Here is a 16,870-nt window from a genome sequence, read left to right on the forward strand (position 1 = left end):
GAGCACTTCATGCCTACGAAAATTGTCTATAGCGCTGCAGCCACCGCCACCGGTGGCCGTGATGGCCACTCCAAGACCCATGACGGCGCGCTCGACGTCGATCTCGCCGTACCCACGGAGATGGGCGGTCCCGGCGGCGGCATCAATCCCGAGCAGCTTTTCGCCACCGGCTATGCCGCCTGTTTTCTCGGCGCGGTTCGACACTATGCCAAGTCGCAGAATGCCCAGGTGCCCGACGACACCGAAGTGACCGTCACTGTCGGCATCGGCCCGCGCGAGGATGACGGTTTCGGCATCGATGTGAAGATCAAGGTCAACATGCCCGGTGTCGAGCGGTCGCTCGCCGAAGATCTGATCGCCGGCGGCCACAAGGTCTGCCCCTATTCGCATGCCCTGACGGGCACCATGCAGATCACGCCCGAACTGGCCTGATTGCGAGACATATGCGCCGCCGGGATCTTCGCTCTCAGGCGGCGCTGTCCTCCGTCTTCAGCCGGGCGAGCCCCCGTTTCAGCGCTGCCACGCAACGCGGGTCAAAACTTGTTCCGGTTTCTTCGTCGAGAATTGCGAACGCCTTTTCGATCGACATGGCAGCCCGATAGGGCCGCTCCGCCGACAGCGCGTCGAACACATCCGCGACTGTCAGGATCCGCGCTTCCAGACAGATCTCGTCCCCCTTCAGCCCGTCGGGATAACCGCTCCCGTCGAGCTTCTCATGGTGCGCGCCTGCAACCGGAGCCAGGTCTGCAAAGGCGGCGACGCGCGCAAGTATCTCCCGGCTGAGGCGCGGATGACTGCGGATCGCCTCCCACTCCGCCGCGTCGAGCTTGCCGGGTTTGTCGAGGATCTGGTTGGAAATGGCGAGCTTGCCGACGTCATGCAGCAGGGCGGCGCGTCGCAGCCAGCGCCGCTGTCCGGCATCGAAGCCAAGCCCCTCGGCGATCATGTCACTGTACAGCGTCACGCGGTTCGAGTGATCGGCGGTGAACGGACTTTTGGCGTCGACGATGTCGGAAAAGGCCGAGGCGATATCATCGAGATAATCGTCGTCCACGGTGACAGCCGCGCTGCCGAGATCGAGGTCCTCGGCGCGCCGGCGCAGGTGCGGGTCGCAAAGCGCTTCCCAGAATCCGGGCCGTTGCTGTGCCAGCATGAAAGCATCGACGAGCGCCGGATCGAACCAGCTGCCGCTGCGCTTGCCAACTTCGGCTATGGCCGCCTCGATGCCGAATTCCTGATGAAAGACATCGGCGACCTGTGCCAGCAGGGAGATGTTGGCCGCCGCCGGAATGGCCGGGCCGCGCAGACCTTCCGGCTGGCCGCCGCCGTCCCAATGCTCGTCGAGACCGCGGATGCCGTCCTGCACCGTTTCTGAAAAGCGCATCTTGGCGGCAATATCGGCGCCGCGATGACAGCGTGATTCAATCAGTTCCCGGCCGATCTCGCCGCCGTTCTGGATCACGTGAACGAGTGCCCGTATTCTTTCGCTGAGACCCGATTCCAGTCCTGTCTTGGCAAAAACGAAGCGCAGCGCTGCACTCAATGATGTATCTATAGTCTTGAAATCGCGTTTGAAATTAATGTCGTCGGTCAGATAAAGCTGGCAGATGCGTGCGGCATTGCTCGAGCAACCAAGATCCTTCAACAGCGCCGTGTAGTAGACGTCCGACCGGGCCCGGCCGCGCTGTCCACGCGCATCGGCAACGAAATAGGCGATCCACGCCGCACGCAGGCAATGGCCAGCCGGCTGGCCCTCGGTCAGATCCAGCGCGAAGCTGAGTGAGTTGAGAAGCTGCCGGAATTCAAGCTGCGGAGAGCCCGTCGCGGACTGCGTCGCTGGCGCGACGGCGCCAGGAACGGGTGCGGCGTCGGTCGAAACGTCGCGAGATGGTGTCTGATGCAGCACGGCTGAATTGTCCCCGTTTCGAGACAGGCTGCCATTCACCCCCTAAGATTCGGTGTCGCTGCGCGTGAAATTTGTTTCGATCGGTGCAGAAAACTCAACAGTTGGCGCCCGCTTAGCCGCTGACGATCAGACGACCATCCTCGCAGACAATGCGTGTCGGTGCCGAAGCGGTCGCCAGACCATCGCCGCTCATGCGCACATGCCCCTCGGCCAGCAGGCTGAGGGCCTGTGGGTAAAGCTGGTGCTCGGCGGATAGAACGCGCGCGCCCAGGGTCTCGGGCGTATCGTCATTGAGAACCGGCACGGCCGCCTGCGCGATGACCGGTCCCTCATCCATTTCGGCGGTGACGAAATGCACACTGGCGCCGTGCACCCGGGTCCCGGCGGCAAGCGCCCGGTGATGCGTGTCGAGTCCCTTGAATGCTGGCAGCAGCGAAGGGTGGATGTTGATCATGCGTCCTTCCCAGCGGCGCACGAAATCTGCCGAAAGAATCCGCATGAAACCGGCCAGGCAGACGAAATCGACCCTGGCTTCGGCCAGGCGGTCGAGCAAGGCCGCTTCGTGGTCCGCCTTGCTGGAAAAATCAGCGCGCGGCACCGCGACCGCCGCGATATCGAGCGATTGCGCCCGCTGCAGCCCGGCGGCATCGGCCCGGTCGGACAGCACGGTGACAATGCGCGCCGGGTAATCGGGACGCATCGTCGCGGCGATCAGCGCGTCCATGTTCGAACCACGGCCGGAAATGAGAATGCCGACGCGCCGCTTTGCCGCATTCGGTCCCGGCGCCGTCATGCCCGTCGCGGCGGATGTCGATGGGCTGCTCAAAGCTTCAGGGTTCCGCTGGTGACAACGCCGGCGCCGCCGGCCGCACGGCTGCCGATATGGCCCAGCCGTACGACGGTTTCGCCCTCATTTTCGAGCGTTTGCGATACGGCTTCGGCCTCCGCCGCGCCAACGACAACCACCATCCCGATACCGCAGTTGAAGGTGCGCAGCATCTCCTCGGCCGCGACCTGGCCCTGATCGGCAAGCCAGCCGAATACGGCCGGCACGGGAATGGCATCCAGATCGATCTGCGCTGCCAGCTGCTCCGGCAGCACGCGCGGGATATTCTCGATGAACCCGCCGCCGGTGATATGCGCCAGCGCCTTGATCGCGCCGGTCTCGCGGATCGCCTGCAGCAGCGGCTTGACGTAGATCCGCGTCGGGGCCAGCAACGCTTCGGCAAGGCTCTGCTCGGGCGCGAACGGCGCCGGCGCGTCATAGGCCAGGCCGGACGCCGCAACGATCCTGCGGATCAGGGAAAAACCGTTCGAGTGCGCCCCGGATGACGCCAGTCCGAGAATGACGTCGCCGGCCGCCAGCTCGCTGCTCGGCAACAATCTGCCCCGCTCGGCGGCACCGACCGCAAAGCCGGCGAGGTCATAGTCGCCGCCGGCATACATGCCGGGCATTTCTGCCGTCTCGCCGCCAATCAGTGCGCAGCCGGCGCTCCGGCACCCGGCGGCGATACCGCCGACGATTTCGGCCCCCTGCGCCGGATCAAGCTTGCCGGTGGCGAAATAATCGAGAAAGAACAGCGGTTCGGCACCTTGCACGACCAGATCGTTGACGCACATTGCGACCAGATCGATGCCCACCGTGTCATGCACGCCCGCTTCGATGGCGATCTTCAGCTTGGTGCCGACGCCGTCATTGGCCGCGACCAGCACCGGATCGTTGAACCCGGCGGCCTTGAGATCGAACACCCCGCCGAAGCCGCCGATCTCGCCGTCGGCGCCCGGGCGCCGGGTGGCGCGCACCAGCGGCTTGATGCGATCGACCAGCGCGTTGCCGGCATCGATGTCGACGCCGGCATCCGAATAGGTCAAACCCTTTTTCTCGCTCATTCTGCGATCCTTTCCGCAGCCCTGTCCGGCTCCCCGCCCGGCTGCCCATCCGGCGCCTGCGTCCGGCAGTTGCCGCGCGGTTGCCGGTCGGCCGGATCCGTTCGGCTGATCGAGCCGGGAGATCGCATGTTGCCGCCGTGCACGCAAGCCGTCTTCAGTGGTCGGGGGGTCTTATCGCCAGCTTTATCGGGTGCTCGCGTTGCGGCGCCGCCTGCGCTAGGACTATGCGGGTTGCGTTGAATGCATCTTGAAAGACGACTGCCAGACGCCCCATCTTCACAGGCGGCCTTTTGCCCATGGGACCCCACCGATGACAGTGCCGAACCTGATCACCGTCGCCCGCTTCATCGCGGTGCCGTTTCTGCTTCTGGCGATGATGCGCGGCGACATGGGATGGGCTTTCGCGATCTTCCTGATCGCCGGCATTTCCGATGGCATCGACGGCTTTATCGCCCGCCGCTTCGGCCAGGTCAGCGAACTTGGCACCTATCTTGATCCGGTGGCCGACAAATTGCTGCTTGTCGCCGCCTTCGTCATGCTCGGCTATCTCGGCGCCTTGCCGCTCTGGCTGGTCCTGCTGGTCGTCACCCGCGATGTTCTGATCGTCGGCGCGGTGGCGCTGTCGCACCTGATGGGGCGTCCCGTCGCCGTTCAGCCGCTGTTCGTGTCCAAGGCGACGACGGCGGCGCAGATCCTGCTGGTCGTGGTCATCCTCGGCGAAAGCGCCGGGCTGGGCGACATCGGCTGGCTGAATTTCTCGCTCCAACTGGCGGTCGCGGGCTTGACCATCGCTTCGGCTGCGGCCTATCTCATCAGCTGGATGCGCCACATGGCCGAGACCGGCTGACCGCCCGCGCCGAACCTTTCTGCGGCGGCGAATTGCACCGGACCTGAGCAAAGCGGGCGGTGCCAGGGAAGACGGGATGCTGCAATGACAACCCAAATCGATCGTGCCGCCTTGCGCCGGCAGATTATCTTCTGGGCCTTCGCCCTGTTCGTTGCCGGGTTCTTTCTCTACCTTTTCCGCTCGATCCTGCTGCCGTTCATCGCCGGCATGGCGCTCGCCTATTTTCTCGATCCCGTCGCTGACCGGCTGCAGCGCATGGGGATGAGCCGCCTGGCGGCAACGCTGATCATCCTTGTTCTGTTCGTGCTCATCTTCGCTGTGGCGCTGATGATCGTCATTCCGCTGCTCGTCACCCAGGCGATGGATTTCGCCGCCAATGTGCCCACCTACATCTCCAATCTGCAGAATCTGCTGGCCCAGAGCACGGCGATCTATGTGCCCGAATGGCTGGGCGGCCAGCTGACCGGCATTCAGGACGGGTTCTCCTCGCTGATCAGCGAGGGTGCGAGCCTGATGGGCACCGTGTTCCAGCAGATCTGGAATTCCGGCAAGGCCATCGTCGACATTGCCGCGCTGTTCATCGTCACGCCGGTTGTCGCCTTCTACCTGCTGCTCGACTGGGACAACATGGTGGCCAAGATCGATTCCTGGGTGCCGCGTGATCATGTCGCAACGGTGCGCGAACTGGCGCGCCGCATGGACCGGACCATTGCCGGCTTTGTCCGCGGGCAGGGCACCGTCTGCATCATCCTCGGCATCTTCTATGCCATCGGGCTTACCTTGACGGGACTGAATTTCGGCCTGCTTATCGGACTGTTCGCCGGCCTGATCAGTTTCATTCCCTATGTCGGCTCGGTGATCGGTCTGGTGCTCTCGCTCGGCGTCGCGCTGGTCCAGTTCTGGCCCGACTATATCATGATCGGCGCCGTCGCCGGGGTGTTCTTCCTCGGCCAGTTTCTCGAAGGCAACATCCTGCAGCCGCGCCTTGTCGGCTCCTCGGTCGGCCTGCATCCGGTCTGGCTGATGTTCGCGCTGTTCGCCTTCGGTGCGCTGTTCGGCTTCGTCGGCATGCTTGTCGCCGTTCCCGCCGCCGCTGCCTTCGGCGTCCTCGTGCGGTTCGCGCTCGAGCGCTATCTCGACAGCGACATGTATCAGGGCAGGGAGCACCGGGCGTCGACAGTGCCGCCGCCGCCGCATAACCTGCCCTGGGAAAAGTGAGGGGTCATGGCGTCGAACCACCGGCATCCCGCCGCCCCGCCCCCGCAAGGGCCGCGTCCGGCCGCCGATCAGCCGGAGGATCAGAACCCGCCGCCCGCGCCGGCCCGGGAGTCCCGCCACAAATCCGGACGGGGAGCCGGTCAAGAACCCGGCCAGTTGCCGCTTGATTTCGGCCATCGCCCGGCGGCCAGCCGCGATGATCTGATCGAAAGCGATGGCCTGGCCGGCGCGCTCGGCCTGATCGACAGCTGGCCGCACTGGCCGTCGCCGGTGGTGATCCTTGCCGGCCCGACCGGGTCGGGCAAAAGCCATCTCGCTTCCATCTGGGTGGACAAATCCGGCGCCGTGCCCGTCGACCTCAACGCTGACGCGGCCGCTGCCATGGCCGTCGCCGCCAGGGGGCCGGTTCTGATCGAGGATGTTGATCGCGGCGCTTTGAACGAAGCGGACCTGTTTCACCTGATCAATACCGTGCGCGCCAACGGTACCGCATTGATGATGACCAGCCGCCTCTGGCCGGCGTCCTGGCCGGTCACCCTTGCCGACCTTGTCTCGCGGCTGAAAGCGGCGACAACCGTCGAGATCGGCGAACCCGATGACGCGCTGCTGGCGCAGCTTCTCGTCAAGCTGTTTGCCGACCGGCAGATCGATGCCGAGCAGCGCGTCATCGCCTATCTGGTCAGCCGCATGGAACGCTCGCTGGCCACCGCCGTGGCGCTGGTGGCCCGCCTCGATGCGCTGGCGCTCGCCCGCCAGAGCAAGATCTCGCTGCGCCTGGCCGCCGAGGTGCTGGAAGAAATGGATCGCGGCGCGGTCTGAAACCGTGCGTCACAGTTTCTTCGTGCTTGTGCTATAGCTGTGCGTCAGCAAGGTCTGCCAAGGGCTTGACCGCAGGATGACAATGGCCCGGCGACCCCGGCAAGATGGCCCGGCGACCCCGGCAAGATGGTATGACGCGATGAACGACATGAGCGAAGCAAAGACCGCCGAGAGCAAATCCCTGATCAAGCCGGTGCCGCGCACCGCCGACAATGATCTGCTCGACAGCCCCGACCGTTTCGTCAACCGCGAATTCTCCTGGTTGCAGTTCAACCGGCGCGTTCTCGAGGAAACCCTCAACGAAAATCATCCGCTGCTTGAGCGCGTCCGCTTCCTGTCGATTTCCGCCGCCAATCTGGACGAGTTCTTCATGGTTCGCGTCGCCGGACTTGAAGGGCAGGTGCGCCAGGGCATCTCGAACCGCTCCGCCGACGGCCTCAACCCGGCCGAACAGCTTGACCAGATCCTCGGCGAGGTGGATGGCCTGCAGCTTGAACAGCAGGCCTCTCTGGCTGTCCTGCAGCAGTATCTGGCCGCCGAAAAGCTGCACTTCGTGCGCCCGGCGCAACTGAGCGACGAGGATCGCCGCTGGGTCGAGAACACCTTTTTGGAATCGATCTTTCCGGTGCTCACGCCCCTGTCGATCGACCCGGCGCACCCGTTCCCGTTCATTCCCAATCTCGGATTCTCGATCTGCCTGCAGCTGGAGAGCAGCAAGGGGCGCGACCCGATGACGGCGCTGATCCGCCTGCCGGTAGCGCTCGACCGCTTCCTGCGCCTGCCGGACGGTCCTGACGATGCCATTCGCTACATCACGCTGGAGGATGTCGTCTCCTTGTTCATCGACCGGCTCTATCCGGGCTACGAGGTCGAGGGCTCGGGCACCTTCCGCATCATCCGTGACAGCGATATCGAGCTCGAGGAAGAGGCCGAGGATCTGGTGCGGTTTTTCGAAACGGCCCTGAAGCGCCGCCGGCGCGGCTCGGTGATCCGCATCGAGTTTGATTCCGAACTGCCGCAGAGCCTGCGCGAATTTGTCGTGCATGAACTCAACGTGCCGGAAAACCGCGTCGCCGTTCTGCCCGGCCTGCTGGCGCTCGATTCCCTTTCGGAGATCTGCAAGGCGCCGCGCGACGATCTGCGCTTTGTCCCCTATAATCCGCGCTTTCCCGAGCGCATACGCGAACATGCAGGCGACACCTTCGCCGCCATTCACGAAAAGGATCTGGTGATCCACCACCCGTACGAATCGTTCGACGCGGTGGTGCAGTTCCTGGTGCAGGCGGCGCGTGATCCGCAGGTGCTGGCGATCAAGCAGACCCTCTACCGCACCTCCAATGACAGCCCGATCGTGCGCGCCCTGATGGATGCCGCCGAGGCTGGCAAGTCCGTCACCGCCTTGGTCGAACTGAAAGCGCGCTTCGACGAGGAAGCCAATATCCGCTGGGCCCGTGACCTTGAACGCGCCGGCGTGCAGGTGGTGTTCGGCTTTGTCGAGCTGAAGACGCACGCCAAGATGTCGCTGATCGTGCGCCGCGAGGAGGGGAGGCTGATCTCCTACTGTCATCTCGGCACCGGCAACTACCATCCGATCACCGCCAAGATCTACACGGATCTGTCCTATTTCACCTGCGACCCGATGATCGCCCGCGATGTCGCGCGTGTCTTCAATTTCATCACCGGCTATGGCGAGCCGGCGGGCCTTGAAAAGCTGGCGGTCTCCCCGATGACCATGCGCAGCCACATCGTCGAAAACATCGAGGCGGAAATTCGCCATTCCGAGGCCGGACGTCCGGCGGCGATCTGGATGAAGATGAACTCCCTGGTCGACCCCGAGATCATCGACGCCCTCTACCGCGCCAGCCAGGCCGGGGTCGAGGTCGAACTGGTGGTGCGCGGCATCTGCTGCCTGCGTCCGCAGGTGCCCGGCCTGTCGGAGAACATTCACGTCAAGTCGATCATCGGCCGCTTTCTCGAACACAGCCGCATCTATTGCTTCGGCAATGGCCATGGCCTGCCGTCGAAACAGGCGATCATCTACATCGGATCAGCCGATCTGATGCCGCGCAATCTCGACCGCCGCGTCGAGACCCTGGTGCCGCTGACCAACGAGACGGTGCACGAACAGGTGCTCTCGCAAATCATGCTCGGCAATGTCATCGACAATCAGCAAAGCTACGAGATCCTACCCGACGGCACATCGCGGCGCATCGTCGCCCGGCCCGATGAAGAGCCGTTCAACGCGCAGATCTATTTTATGACCAATCCCAGCCTGTCGGGCCGCGGCGAGGCGCTGAAATCCAACGCTCCGAAACTGATCGCCCGGCGCGTCGACCGCCGCGACCGCACCACCTGAGCCGATTGTCCGATCGGACGCGGGAACGAAGAATCGCACGTCATGCGGTTGGCGTTGGACTTTTGTCGTGCATCCGCAGCTTGCAATGACGGTTTCATCCGGCAGGGAAATGCTTTAAGAGGGCGCTTCCTTATCCCGGCGCAAACCGATTAGGCTCGCTGCATGGTCATTTCAGAAGCGCAAGGGCGGATCCAGGGCATTCACCCTGTTGCCGTGGTCGATATCGGTTCGAACTCGGTTCGCCTCGTCATCTACGAGGGCTTGAACCGCTCGCCGGCAATGCTCTTCAACGAAAAGGTGTTCTGCGGCCTCGGTCGCGGCCTGGCCGGCAGCAACCGCATGGACGATGCGGCCATCGAGCGGGCCATCGCCGCGCTGCGGCGGTTCCGCGCCCTCGCCAACCAGGCCAGGGCCACGGAGATCCACGCCCTCGCCACCGCGGCCGCACGCGAGGCCGACAATGGCGCCGACTTCATCGAGCGCGCCGAAGCGACGCTCGGCTGCAGCATCAACGTTCTGTCCGGCGGCGAGGAAGCCAAATATTCGGCCTATGGTGTGATCAGCGGCTACCATCGCCCGGACGGCATCGCCGGCGACCTTGGCGGCGGCTCTCTGGAACTGGTCGATGTCCGTGGTCACCACTATTCCGGCGGCGTCACCCTGCCGCTCGGCGGCTTGCGGCTGGCCGAACTCTCCGGTGAATCCGTCAGCAAGGCGCGCCAGATCGCCCGTCAGCATCTCGAGGCGGCAAACGTGCTCAGCGCCGGCACCGGACGGCGCTTTTACGCGGTCGGCGGCACCTGGCGCAACATTGCCAAGCTGCACATGCAGATGACCGACTATCCGCTGCACATGATGCAGGCCTACGAGATCGGATGCGACGAGATGCTCGCCTTTCTCGACGAGGTTGCCGAGATGAAGCCGTCGGGCAAATTGCCCTTGAAGAGCATTTCACGCAATCGCCGCCCGCTGCTCCCCTACGGAGCGGTGACCCTGCAGGAGACATTGCGCATCATGCGGCCGGAAACGGTCAGCTTCTCGGCGCTCGGTGTGCGCGAAGGCTATCTGTTTTCCCTGCTTGGTGATGACGACCGCCGCCGCGATCCCCTGTTGACGGCATCGCGCGAACTGGCGGTGCTGCGCGCCCGGTCGCCGCGCCATGCCCGCGAACTTGCCGAATGGACCGGCGCGATGATGCCGGTCTTCGGGGTTGAGGAGAGCGAGGAAGACGCCCGCTATCGACAGGCGGCCTGCCTGCTTGCCGACATTTCCTGGCGCGCCCATCCCGATTATCGCGGCCCGCAGGCCCTGAACATCATAGCCCATTCGGCGCTCTCGGGCATTTCCCACGCCGGCCGCGCCTATATCGCGCTCGCCAATTACTACCGTTTCGAGGGCCTGACTGACGACAGTGCCTCCGAACCGCTGGCGGCAATCGCCGGACCGCGCTACGTCGAACTGGCCAAGCTGCTCGGTGGCGTGCTGCGCGTGCTCTATCTCTGCTCGGCGTCGATGCATGGCGTCGTCCCGCGCCTGCGCTTCGAACCGGCCGGCCCCGATGATGACGGTGCCGACATCGTGCTGGTGCTTCCCGCCGACATGGTCGATTTCCTTGGCGAGCGGCTCGACGGGCGCCTCAGCCAGCTTGGCAAGCTGACGGGCCGGACGCTGCGCGCACGTCTGTCAAGCGACGGTTGAAGCCGGCTCCGCCTCGGGTCCTGACTCTAGCGCGAGACGATGGTCTCGAAACTGCCCCACATCAGGCGTTTGCCATCGAATGGCATCGTCTCCGGCGAAAAGTCCATGCGCGGATCGGCCATGGCTTTTTCCAGCCCGCTTGTCGCGGTCGCCTTGTCGGGCCATTCGATGAAGGAAAACACCACCGTTTCTCCGTCCTTGAGCTTGACGGCCATCGGAAACGAGGTGGTCTCGCCATCCGGCACGTCATCGCCCCAGGCTTCCACCACCCGCGTTGCGCCATTCTCCCTGAATGCCGCCGCCGTTTTTTCAGACAGCGCGATGTAGTCGTTTTTCTTCTCGTTCGGCACGGCCACCAATAGGCCTGTAAAGTAGCTCATCTCAGTCCTCCCGTTGCGCCGCTCGCACACGCGTTGCGGCCATTTTCTGTTTCCTGCGAGGGCAGGGGCATGATCGCATTCTAATCGTGGCAATCCTGGCTGAATGCCGTTGCGGCGGCCGCGCGCATTTCATCGGCGTCCAGCACCCGCTGGTGGGTGGCAAATGACCAGCTGTGGCCGAACGGGTCCGTCAGCATGCCGAATCGGTCGCCCCAGAACTGGTCGGCCGCGGGCATTGTCACCGTGGCACCCTTGTCCTCGGCGCGGGACATCAGCGCATCGACATCCGGGACGAAGACATGCACCGATGAAGCCGAGCCGCCCAGCGTCTGCGGACTGCGCATGCCGCGCTCGGAATTTTCGTCGACCAGCATGATCGATGCGCCTTCCAGGAGGATCATCGCATGCATGATCTTGCCGTCAGGTCCGGCCATGCGGCCCCGGTCTTCGGCGCCGAAGGCGGCGACGTAAAAATCGATCGCCTTTGCGGCATCCCGGCAGATGAGATAGGGCGAGACCCGGCTAACGCCCTCGGGATAATACGTCTTTGCGTCCTGTGCCATGTTGGTTCCTCCTCTTCTGGCTGGGGTTGCGGTGCAATCCACCGCGCTCCACTGCTCCGGCCTGAACCTTCAGCCCGCGAGCGTTCTGGCGATCTCCTGCAGCTGCTCCGCCGCCTGGTTCCAGCCCTCCTTGAAGCCCATCTTCTCATGCTTTTCCCGGTCTTCGGCCGAAAAGTGCCGCGCCGTTGCCGTATAGCCGCAACCCTCCTGCGCATCGGAAAGGGTGATGATCGCCGTCATGAAGGGCGAGTCACTTGGCAGCCAGCCGCACCGGTAGGCATCGGTCCACACCAGCTTTTCGCCTTCGATGATCTCGAGATAGACGCCCTCATTGGGATAGTCCTTGCCCTCCGGATCGGCCATCACGACCAGCATCCGGCCGCCCGGCTTGAGATCGATCTCTGCCTTTACGGTGCGCCAGGGCGCCGGGGTGAACCATTGAACCAGGAGATCCGGCTCTGTCAGGCAGCGCCATACCGCCTGACGCGGCGCGGCAATGTGGCGGTCAAGAACCAGCTCACGGTCGGATTGGGATGTGGTGGTCATGCGGGGAGCTCCTCGGCGGCGGGGTGATTGAAAAGCAGGCGCACATAGCGGATCAGGTGATCGACGCTCTCTGCGGCCAGGTCGCGCGACTGCTGCGCCTTGGCCAGGATGAACGCACCCTGCAGCACCGCCTGGGTGTGCAGCGCCAGGCTTTCGGCGGAAAAACCGTGGACCCTGCGAGCCGCCATCGCTGCCTTGATGTCATCAACCAGCGTCAAGGCATGCTCATGGATCGACCGGGCACAGGCATCGCGTATCGCCGGGGCGCTTTCATGGGTTTCCTGCACCATCGTGCCGACAAGGCAGGTGTACTGGCTGACGGCTCCGGCCAGCAATTCCCTGCGGAATTCCAGATAGGCGAGAAACCGGTCAAGCGGGTCCGCGTGCGCATGGTAGGGCGCGGCGGCAAACAGCGCCGACGTGGTCTCCGACCAGTATTCGGCGGCGGCCACGCCAAGCGCTTCTTTGCTGGCGAAGTGATGGAAGAAGGCGCCCTTGGTCACGCCCGCGGCGCGGCAAAGCTCGTCGACGCTGGTGGCGGCGAAACCCCTGGCGCGAATGATGTCGCGCGCCGCCTCGAGAAGGCGCGCACGCGCTTGCTGGTTCTTCGGTGGCACTCGCAAACTCCCTTTTGTCAGGACAATACCAACCGGTTGGTATGTACGCAAGCCCTTTTGCAGCGCGGCTGGCATTTCATCATCGTTTAAGGCAAACGCTCTGGCCTAACCCGGCAGGCCAAGTGATGTCGCCGGGCCGTTTGCAACCGCGCGGCACGGCCTGGCGATATTTGCCAAGAGAGATGCTGCACTCTACACAGAATGTCCGCACACAGAATGCCCGCCGGGTTCGCTCAATCGAACCCAGGGCAAGGGCCAAGGGCCAAGGGCCAAGGGCCAGGGCGAGGGGCAGGGACAGGGACAGGGGAAAGGACAGGGAAGGCTGCGGTCCGCGGACTGCCTTCCCGAACGCAGCGGGGAGCAACCGGTGAGCAAACAGACCACATCGACAGGCCTTGTCTGGTGTCTGATTTTTCTTGTCCTCGACGCCGTCCAGGCCGTCTGGTTCGGCGCCCTTCTGCAACGCCACGATTCCTTTCTCATCGGTCTGCTTGTCTTCGGCCTTTCGGCTGCCGGCTGCATCGTCTGGGTGGCCGGGCGCGCGCCGGCACAGTTTGTCGTGGCGCGGCGGCACTTCGGCGCCCTTTTCGGCATGAACGTCGCCGCCGCCGGCGCCTGGGTGACCTATTTCCTGGCGCTGCAGCGCATCGAACCCGCCATCGCCTTCATGATCTTTTCCGGCATGATCCCGCTGACCACGATCCTTGCCGGCTGGCTGGGATTTGCCGAGGGCGAGCGCAGCCGCAACGGCATCGAGGCGCTCGGCAATGCCTTGCTACTCGCCGGCCTTGTGTTTCTCGCCTATGTCACGCTCAGCGGCCGCTCCGGCTTCCTGCGCGATGGCCTCGCCAGCGGCCTTGTCGGCCTGCTCCTCGCCTTCCTTGCCGGCGCGATGATCGCGGCCATGCTGATGTTCTCACAGCGGCTCGACCGGCGCGGCATGACGCCCGTCGCCCAGTTCGGCCTGCGCTTTCCGCTCTATCTGCTTGTCGCGCTGATCGGCTGGCAGGCCGGGTGGGACCACAAGGCACCGGCATCGGCGTCTGAATTGTCGAGCGCGGTGCTCATCGGCCTCATTCTCCTGGCCTTCCCGATCTATGCGGTGCAGCGCGCCGTGGCGCTGGTCTCTTCGCTGACCCTGGCTGCCATCGCCGCCACCGGACCGGTTCTCGTCTTTGCGCTGCAAGCCCTCGAAGGACGGGTGGATTTCGCGCCGGCGACCTCGCTCGGCCTGTTGATCTGCCTGGCCGGAGCCCTGCTGGCTGCCTATGGCGCGGCGCGGGATTTCCGCAAGGCGCGCCTGCCGGTGCCGCAGTAGGTGCCACCAATCCGCGGCGCCCGGTTGCCGCTTCCCTTCCGGTATTGCGCCGCAACAGGCGATCGCTACACTTGCAACAATCCGCCGGGTTGAGCGTTGCCGCATACCCGTCGGAGCAATGCACATCTGGAGATCCTATGACATCCGCAGGCAGGCTGAGAGCTTTTCGCGCCCTTCTCGAACACGCCGTCGCAACGCTTGAACTCGACATCGGATTTCGTCTCTGGGACGGCTCCACCGTGCCCGCCGACTGGCCCGCCGACGCCTTTACCATCCGCATCGCCGATCAGCGTGTCGTGGCTGCCTTGCTGCGCAGCCCGAAAGCCGAAACCCTGCTCAATCTCTGGGTCACCCGCCGCATCGATTTCGAAAATGGCGACATGTTCGATCTCATAGCCCGCCGGCCGAAGGTGCGCTCGCGCGACATTCGCAGCCGTCTGAGCAAATGGCGCATCGCCAATGTCGCGGTGCGCTTTCTCATGCTTGGAAAGGGCGGGCCCTGGCCGCTCGCCGACCGTCCGGAAGAGACGCCGTCAAGCGGCGATGTCGAGGAAAACACGCGCAATATCGCCTATCACTACGATCTCTCCAACGCCTTCTATAAGCTCTTTCTCGACCGGGAAATGGTCTATACCTGCGGCTACTGCACCAATTGGGACAATGACATCGAGCAGCTCCAGCGCGACAAGCTGGAGATGATCTGCCGCAAGCTGCGCCTGAAAAAGGGCGAGACCCTGCTCGACATCGGCTGCGGCTGGGGCGCGCTGACCCGCTACGCCGCCGACCAGTACGGCGTCACCACGCTCGGCGTGACCCTGTCGCAGGAGCAGATCGACGAGGCCCGCGCCGAAGCGGAAAAACGCGGGCTGAGCGAAACCTGCCGCTACGAGCTGATCGACTACACCGCCATCGAAGGCAAGTTCGACAAGATCGCCTCCATCGGCATGCATGAAGCGATCGGCATCGACAATTACCCGACCTATTACAAGACGATCAGACGGCTGTTGAAGCCGGATGGGCTGTATCTGCACCACGCCATCACCCGGCCGGCGACCGCCGACCTGCAGAATTTCCGCAAGAAGCACGCCGATATGGCGCTGCTGACCAAGTACATCTTTCCCGGCGGCGAGCTCGATCACATCGGCAACACGGTGACGATGCTCGAACAGCACGGCTTTGAAGTGCACGATGTCGAGAACTGGCGCGAGCATTACCAGCGCACCTGCCGGCTCTGGCATGACCGCCTGCTGGCCCGCTACGACGAAGCGGTCGCCGAGGTCGGCGAGGTGCCGACGCGGCTCTGGCTGATCTATCTCGGCGGCTGCTCGGTGGCGTTTGAACGCAACACGGCGCGCATCTACCAGACCGTCGTCTCGCTGCGCCGGCGCGGCCCTTCGCCATTGCCGCCGACGCGCGAGGATCTCTACCGCTCGATCTGAGCAGGCGGCAGGCGCGGCCAGTCTGGTTGCGGGGGTCAGTCCTCTTGTGGCAGCTCGATCACCTCGACGCGCCTGTCGCGAAAGCGCAGTCCGAGCTGGCCGTTGATCAGTTTCAACGCCTGCGCGCCAAAGATCTCGCGGCGCCAGCCGCTCAGCGCCGCCACCTCGGCCTCTTCGCCATCGGCGGCGATCCGGTCGAGATCCTCGCCGCTGGCGATCACCTTGGCAGCGACATTGCGTTGCTCGGACACCATCTTCAACAGGACGCGCAGCAATTCGTTGGCCGCCTGGGCGCCCTCCGGCGGATGCTTGCGGCGCGGAACTTTCGGCATCTGGTCACGCGGCGTTTGCAGCGCTTCATCGATGATCGCCACCAGCGCCTTGCCGGGTTGCGAGCGCTCCCAGCCGCGCGGAATGCTGCGCAGGCGCGACAGCGCCTCGAGCGTGGTCGGCTGCTGCTGTGCCAGTTCATACAGCGCATCGTCCTTCAGGATGCGGCCGCGCGGCACGTTGCGGCTTTGCGCCTCGCGCTCGCGCCAGGCGGCGATCGCCTGCAACACGCACAGTTCCTGCGGCTTCTTCAGCCGCAATTTCAGGCGTTTCCAGGCGTTTTCCGGGGGCGCTTCATAGGTCTCGCGGGATTCGAGAATGGCCATTTCGTCGGTCAGCCAGTCGGTCCGCCCCTCCGCCTCAAGCTCGGCTTTCAACGCCTTGTAGGCCTCGCGCAGATGCGTCACATCGGCCAGCGCATAGTCGAGCTGCTTGTCGCTCAGCGGCCGCCGGCTCCAGTCGGTAAACCGCGATGACTTGTCAATCTGCGTGCCGGTCAGCCGGTTGATCAACTGATCATAGGACACCGATTCGCCGAAGCCGCAGACCATCGCCGCCACCTGCGTGTCGAAAATCGGATGCGGTACGAGGTCGCCCCGGTGCACCATGATCTCGATATCCTGGCGCGCCGCGTGGAACACCTTGACCACCGAAGCATCGCCCATCAGCGCGAAGAACGGGGCCAGATCGATGCCGTCGGCCAGCGGATCGACGATCAGCGCTTCTTCTTCGCTGGCCATCTGGATCAGGCACAATTCCGGCCAGAAGGTCGATTCGCGCAGGAACTCCGTATCGATCGTGATGTAATCGGACTGGGCAAGCCGGTGGCAGGCCGCCTCGAGGGCGGCGGTCGTGGTAATCATCTCCATGCGTTCCGATTAGCGCGTTTATTCGGCTTTGTCTCTATCGCCGTTGCCGATCTCCCCAACTGCCGCAAACGCTT

At 64.2% G+C, this 16,870-nt stretch carries 16 protein-coding genes; 8 read left to right on the forward strand and 8 right to left on the reverse strand.

Annotated features, from left to right (window positions below; translation table 11 throughout):
- The first annotated feature begins 9 nt into the window (after positions 1-9).
- On the forward strand, positions 10-432 hold the full coding sequence (locus tag KY465_RS15750) for an organic hydroperoxide resistance protein (RefSeq protein ID WP_219203057.1): 423 nt from the start codon (positions 10-12) through the stop codon (positions 430-432).
- Between the two features lie 34 nt (positions 433-466).
- Here the strand turns inward: KY465_RS15750 and KY465_RS15755 are convergent, their stop codons facing one another.
- The 3 genes from KY465_RS15755 to purM all read right to left on the reverse strand — a co-directional run bounded on the left by KY465_RS15755 (position 467) and on the right by purM (position 3,796).
- On the reverse strand, positions 467-1,768 hold the full coding sequence (locus KY465_RS15755) for an HD-GYP domain-containing protein (protein WP_255561776.1): 1,302 nt from the start codon (positions 1,766-1,768) through the stop codon (positions 467-469).
- 250 nt (positions 1,769-2,018) lie between these two features.
- Positions 2,019-2,699 (reverse strand): phosphoribosylglycinamide formyltransferase, encoded by a 681-nt coding sequence (purN, locus tag KY465_RS15760; RefSeq protein ID WP_219203312.1) that lies wholly within the window; start codon positions 2,697-2,699, stop codon positions 2,019-2,021.
- Positions 2,700-2,728: 29 nt separating this feature from the next.
- Positions 2,729-3,796, reverse strand: coding sequence for a phosphoribosylformylglycinamidine cyclo-ligase (purM, locus tag KY465_RS15765; protein ID WP_219203058.1), 1,068 nt, complete (start codon positions 3,794-3,796; stop codon positions 2,729-2,731).
- 310 nt (positions 3,797-4,106) lie between these two features.
- Here purM and KY465_RS15770 point away from each other — a divergent pair, with 310 nt between their 5' ends.
- From KY465_RS15770 to ppx, 5 genes are all read left to right on the forward strand, one after another.
- Positions 4,107-4,643 (forward strand): CDP-alcohol phosphatidyltransferase family protein, encoded by a 537-nt coding sequence (locus tag KY465_RS15770; RefSeq protein ID WP_219203059.1) that lies wholly within the window; start codon positions 4,107-4,109, stop codon positions 4,641-4,643.
- An 84-nt stretch (positions 4,644-4,727) separates the two neighbouring features.
- Positions 4,728-5,861 (forward strand): AI-2E family transporter, encoded by a 1,134-nt coding sequence (locus KY465_RS15775; protein ID WP_219203060.1) that lies wholly within the window; start codon positions 4,728-4,730, stop codon positions 5,859-5,861.
- A 6-nt stretch (positions 5,862-5,867) separates the two neighbouring features.
- On the forward strand, positions 5,868-6,680 hold the full coding sequence (gene hdaA / locus KY465_RS15780; protein WP_219203061.1) for a DnaA regulatory inactivator HdaA: 813 nt from the start codon (positions 5,868-5,870) through the stop codon (positions 6,678-6,680).
- Positions 6,681-6,762: 82 nt separating this feature from the next.
- Complete coding sequence (locus KY465_RS15785; protein ID WP_428983030.1) at positions 6,763-9,036, forward strand: RNA degradosome polyphosphate kinase; 2,274 nt, start codon at positions 6,763-6,765, stop codon at positions 9,034-9,036.
- Positions 9,037-9,198: 162 nt separating this feature from the next.
- Positions 9,199-10,734, forward strand: a complete 1,536-nt coding sequence (gene ppx, locus KY465_RS15790; RefSeq protein ID WP_219203063.1) for an exopolyphosphatase — start codon at positions 9,199-9,201, stop codon at positions 10,732-10,734.
- A 26-nt stretch (positions 10,735-10,760) separates the two neighbouring features.
- On the opposite strand, the gene KY465_RS15795 is transcribed toward ppx, so the two are convergent.
- The 4 genes from KY465_RS15795 to KY465_RS15810 form a co-directional block, all read right to left on the reverse strand.
- A complete protein-coding gene (locus tag KY465_RS15795) occupies positions 10,761-11,114 on the reverse strand; it encodes a DUF1428 domain-containing protein (protein WP_219203064.1) in 354 nt (117 codons plus the stop codon).
- 80 nt (positions 11,115-11,194) lie between these two features.
- Entirely contained in the window at positions 11,195-11,677 is a 483-nt protein-coding gene (locus KY465_RS15800) for a VOC family protein (protein ID WP_219203065.1), read from the reverse strand.
- Positions 11,678-11,746: 69 nt separating this feature from the next.
- On the reverse strand, positions 11,747-12,223 hold the full coding sequence (locus tag KY465_RS15805) for an SRPBCC family protein (RefSeq protein ID WP_219203066.1): 477 nt from the start codon (positions 12,221-12,223) through the stop codon (positions 11,747-11,749).
- The gene (locus tag KY465_RS15810) at positions 12,220-12,840 is read right to left on the reverse strand and encodes a TetR/AcrR family transcriptional regulator (RefSeq protein WP_346432651.1); all 621 of its coding nucleotides are present in this window, start codon (positions 12,838-12,840) and stop codon (positions 12,220-12,222) included. Before KY465_RS15810 ends, KY465_RS15805 begins: the two co-directional genes overlap by 4 nt.
- 367 nt (positions 12,841-13,207) lie before the next feature.
- On the opposite strand from KY465_RS15810, the gene KY465_RS15815 reads away from it, so the two are divergent.
- Together KY465_RS15815 and KY465_RS15820 are read left to right on the forward strand one after the other, a co-directional pair.
- Positions 13,208-14,158 carry a hypothetical protein gene (locus tag KY465_RS15815; RefSeq protein ID WP_219203068.1) on the forward strand — a complete coding sequence of 317 codons (951 nt, stop codon included), beginning with the start codon at positions 13,208-13,210 and terminating at the stop codon, positions 14,156-14,158.
- Between the two features lie 137 nt (positions 14,159-14,295).
- Complete coding sequence (locus KY465_RS15820) at positions 14,296-15,597, forward strand: SAM-dependent methyltransferase (protein WP_219203069.1); 1,302 nt, start codon at positions 14,296-14,298, stop codon at positions 15,595-15,597.
- A 35-nt stretch (positions 15,598-15,632) separates the two neighbouring features.
- Here the strand turns inward: KY465_RS15820 and rnd are convergent, their stop codons facing one another.
- A complete protein-coding gene (gene rnd / locus KY465_RS15825) occupies positions 15,633-16,790 on the reverse strand; it encodes a ribonuclease D (RefSeq protein ID WP_219203070.1) in 1,158 nt (385 codons plus the stop codon).
- Between the last annotated feature and the right edge of the window lie 80 nt (positions 16,791-16,870).

It is taken from the genome of Neohoeflea coraliihabitans (genome assembly GCF_019334345.1).
Classification (GTDB): domain Bacteria; phylum Pseudomonadota; class Alphaproteobacteria; order Rhizobiales; family Rhizobiaceae; genus Pseudohoeflea; species Pseudohoeflea coraliihabitans.

What these genes read in the sequence shown, in the direction of transcription:
- ppx (WP_219203063.1), top strand. Translation starts at nt 9,199, where the DNA reads ATGGTCATTTCAGAAGCGCAAGGGCGGATCCAGGGCATTCACCCTGTT.
- KY465_RS15785 (WP_428983030.1), top strand. Translation starts at nt 6,763, where the DNA reads ATGGCCCGGCGACCCCGGCAAGATGGCCCGGCGACCCCGGCAAGATGG.
- KY465_RS15795 (WP_219203064.1), bottom strand. Translation starts at nt 11,114, where the DNA reads ATGAGCTACTTTACAGGCCTATTGGTGGCCGTGCCGAACGAGAAGAAA.
- purN (WP_219203312.1), bottom strand. Translation starts at nt 2,699, where the DNA reads ATGACGGCGCCGGGACCGAATGCGGCAAAGCGGCGCGTCGGCATTCTC.
- KY465_RS15820 (WP_219203069.1), top strand. Translation starts at nt 14,296, where the DNA reads ATGACATCCGCAGGCAGGCTGAGAGCTTTTCGCGCCCTTCTCGAACAC.
- rnd (WP_219203070.1), bottom strand. Translation starts at nt 16,790, where the DNA reads ATGATTACCACGACCGCCGCCCTCGAGGCGGCCTGCCACCGGCTTGCC.
- KY465_RS15805 (WP_219203066.1), bottom strand. Translation starts at nt 12,223, where the DNA reads ATGACCACCACATCCCAATCCGACCGTGAGCTGGTTCTTGACCGCCAC.
- purM (WP_219203058.1), bottom strand. Translation starts at nt 3,796, where the DNA reads ATGAGCGAGAAAAAGGGTTTGACCTATTCGGATGCCGGCGTCGACATC.
- KY465_RS15750 (WP_219203057.1), top strand. Translation starts at nt 10, where the DNA reads ATGCCTACGAAAATTGTCTATAGCGCTGCAGCCACCGCCACCGGTGGC.
- KY465_RS15800 (WP_219203065.1), bottom strand. Translation starts at nt 11,677, where the DNA reads ATGGCACAGGACGCAAAGACGTATTATCCCGAGGGCGTTAGCCGGGTC.
- hdaA (WP_219203061.1), top strand. Translation starts at nt 5,868, where the DNA reads ATGGCGTCGAACCACCGGCATCCCGCCGCCCCGCCCCCGCAAGGGCCG.
- KY465_RS15775 (WP_219203060.1), top strand. Translation starts at nt 4,728, where the DNA reads ATGACAACCCAAATCGATCGTGCCGCCTTGCGCCGGCAGATTATCTTC.
- KY465_RS15770 (WP_219203059.1), top strand. Translation starts at nt 4,107, where the DNA reads ATGACAGTGCCGAACCTGATCACCGTCGCCCGCTTCATCGCGGTGCCG.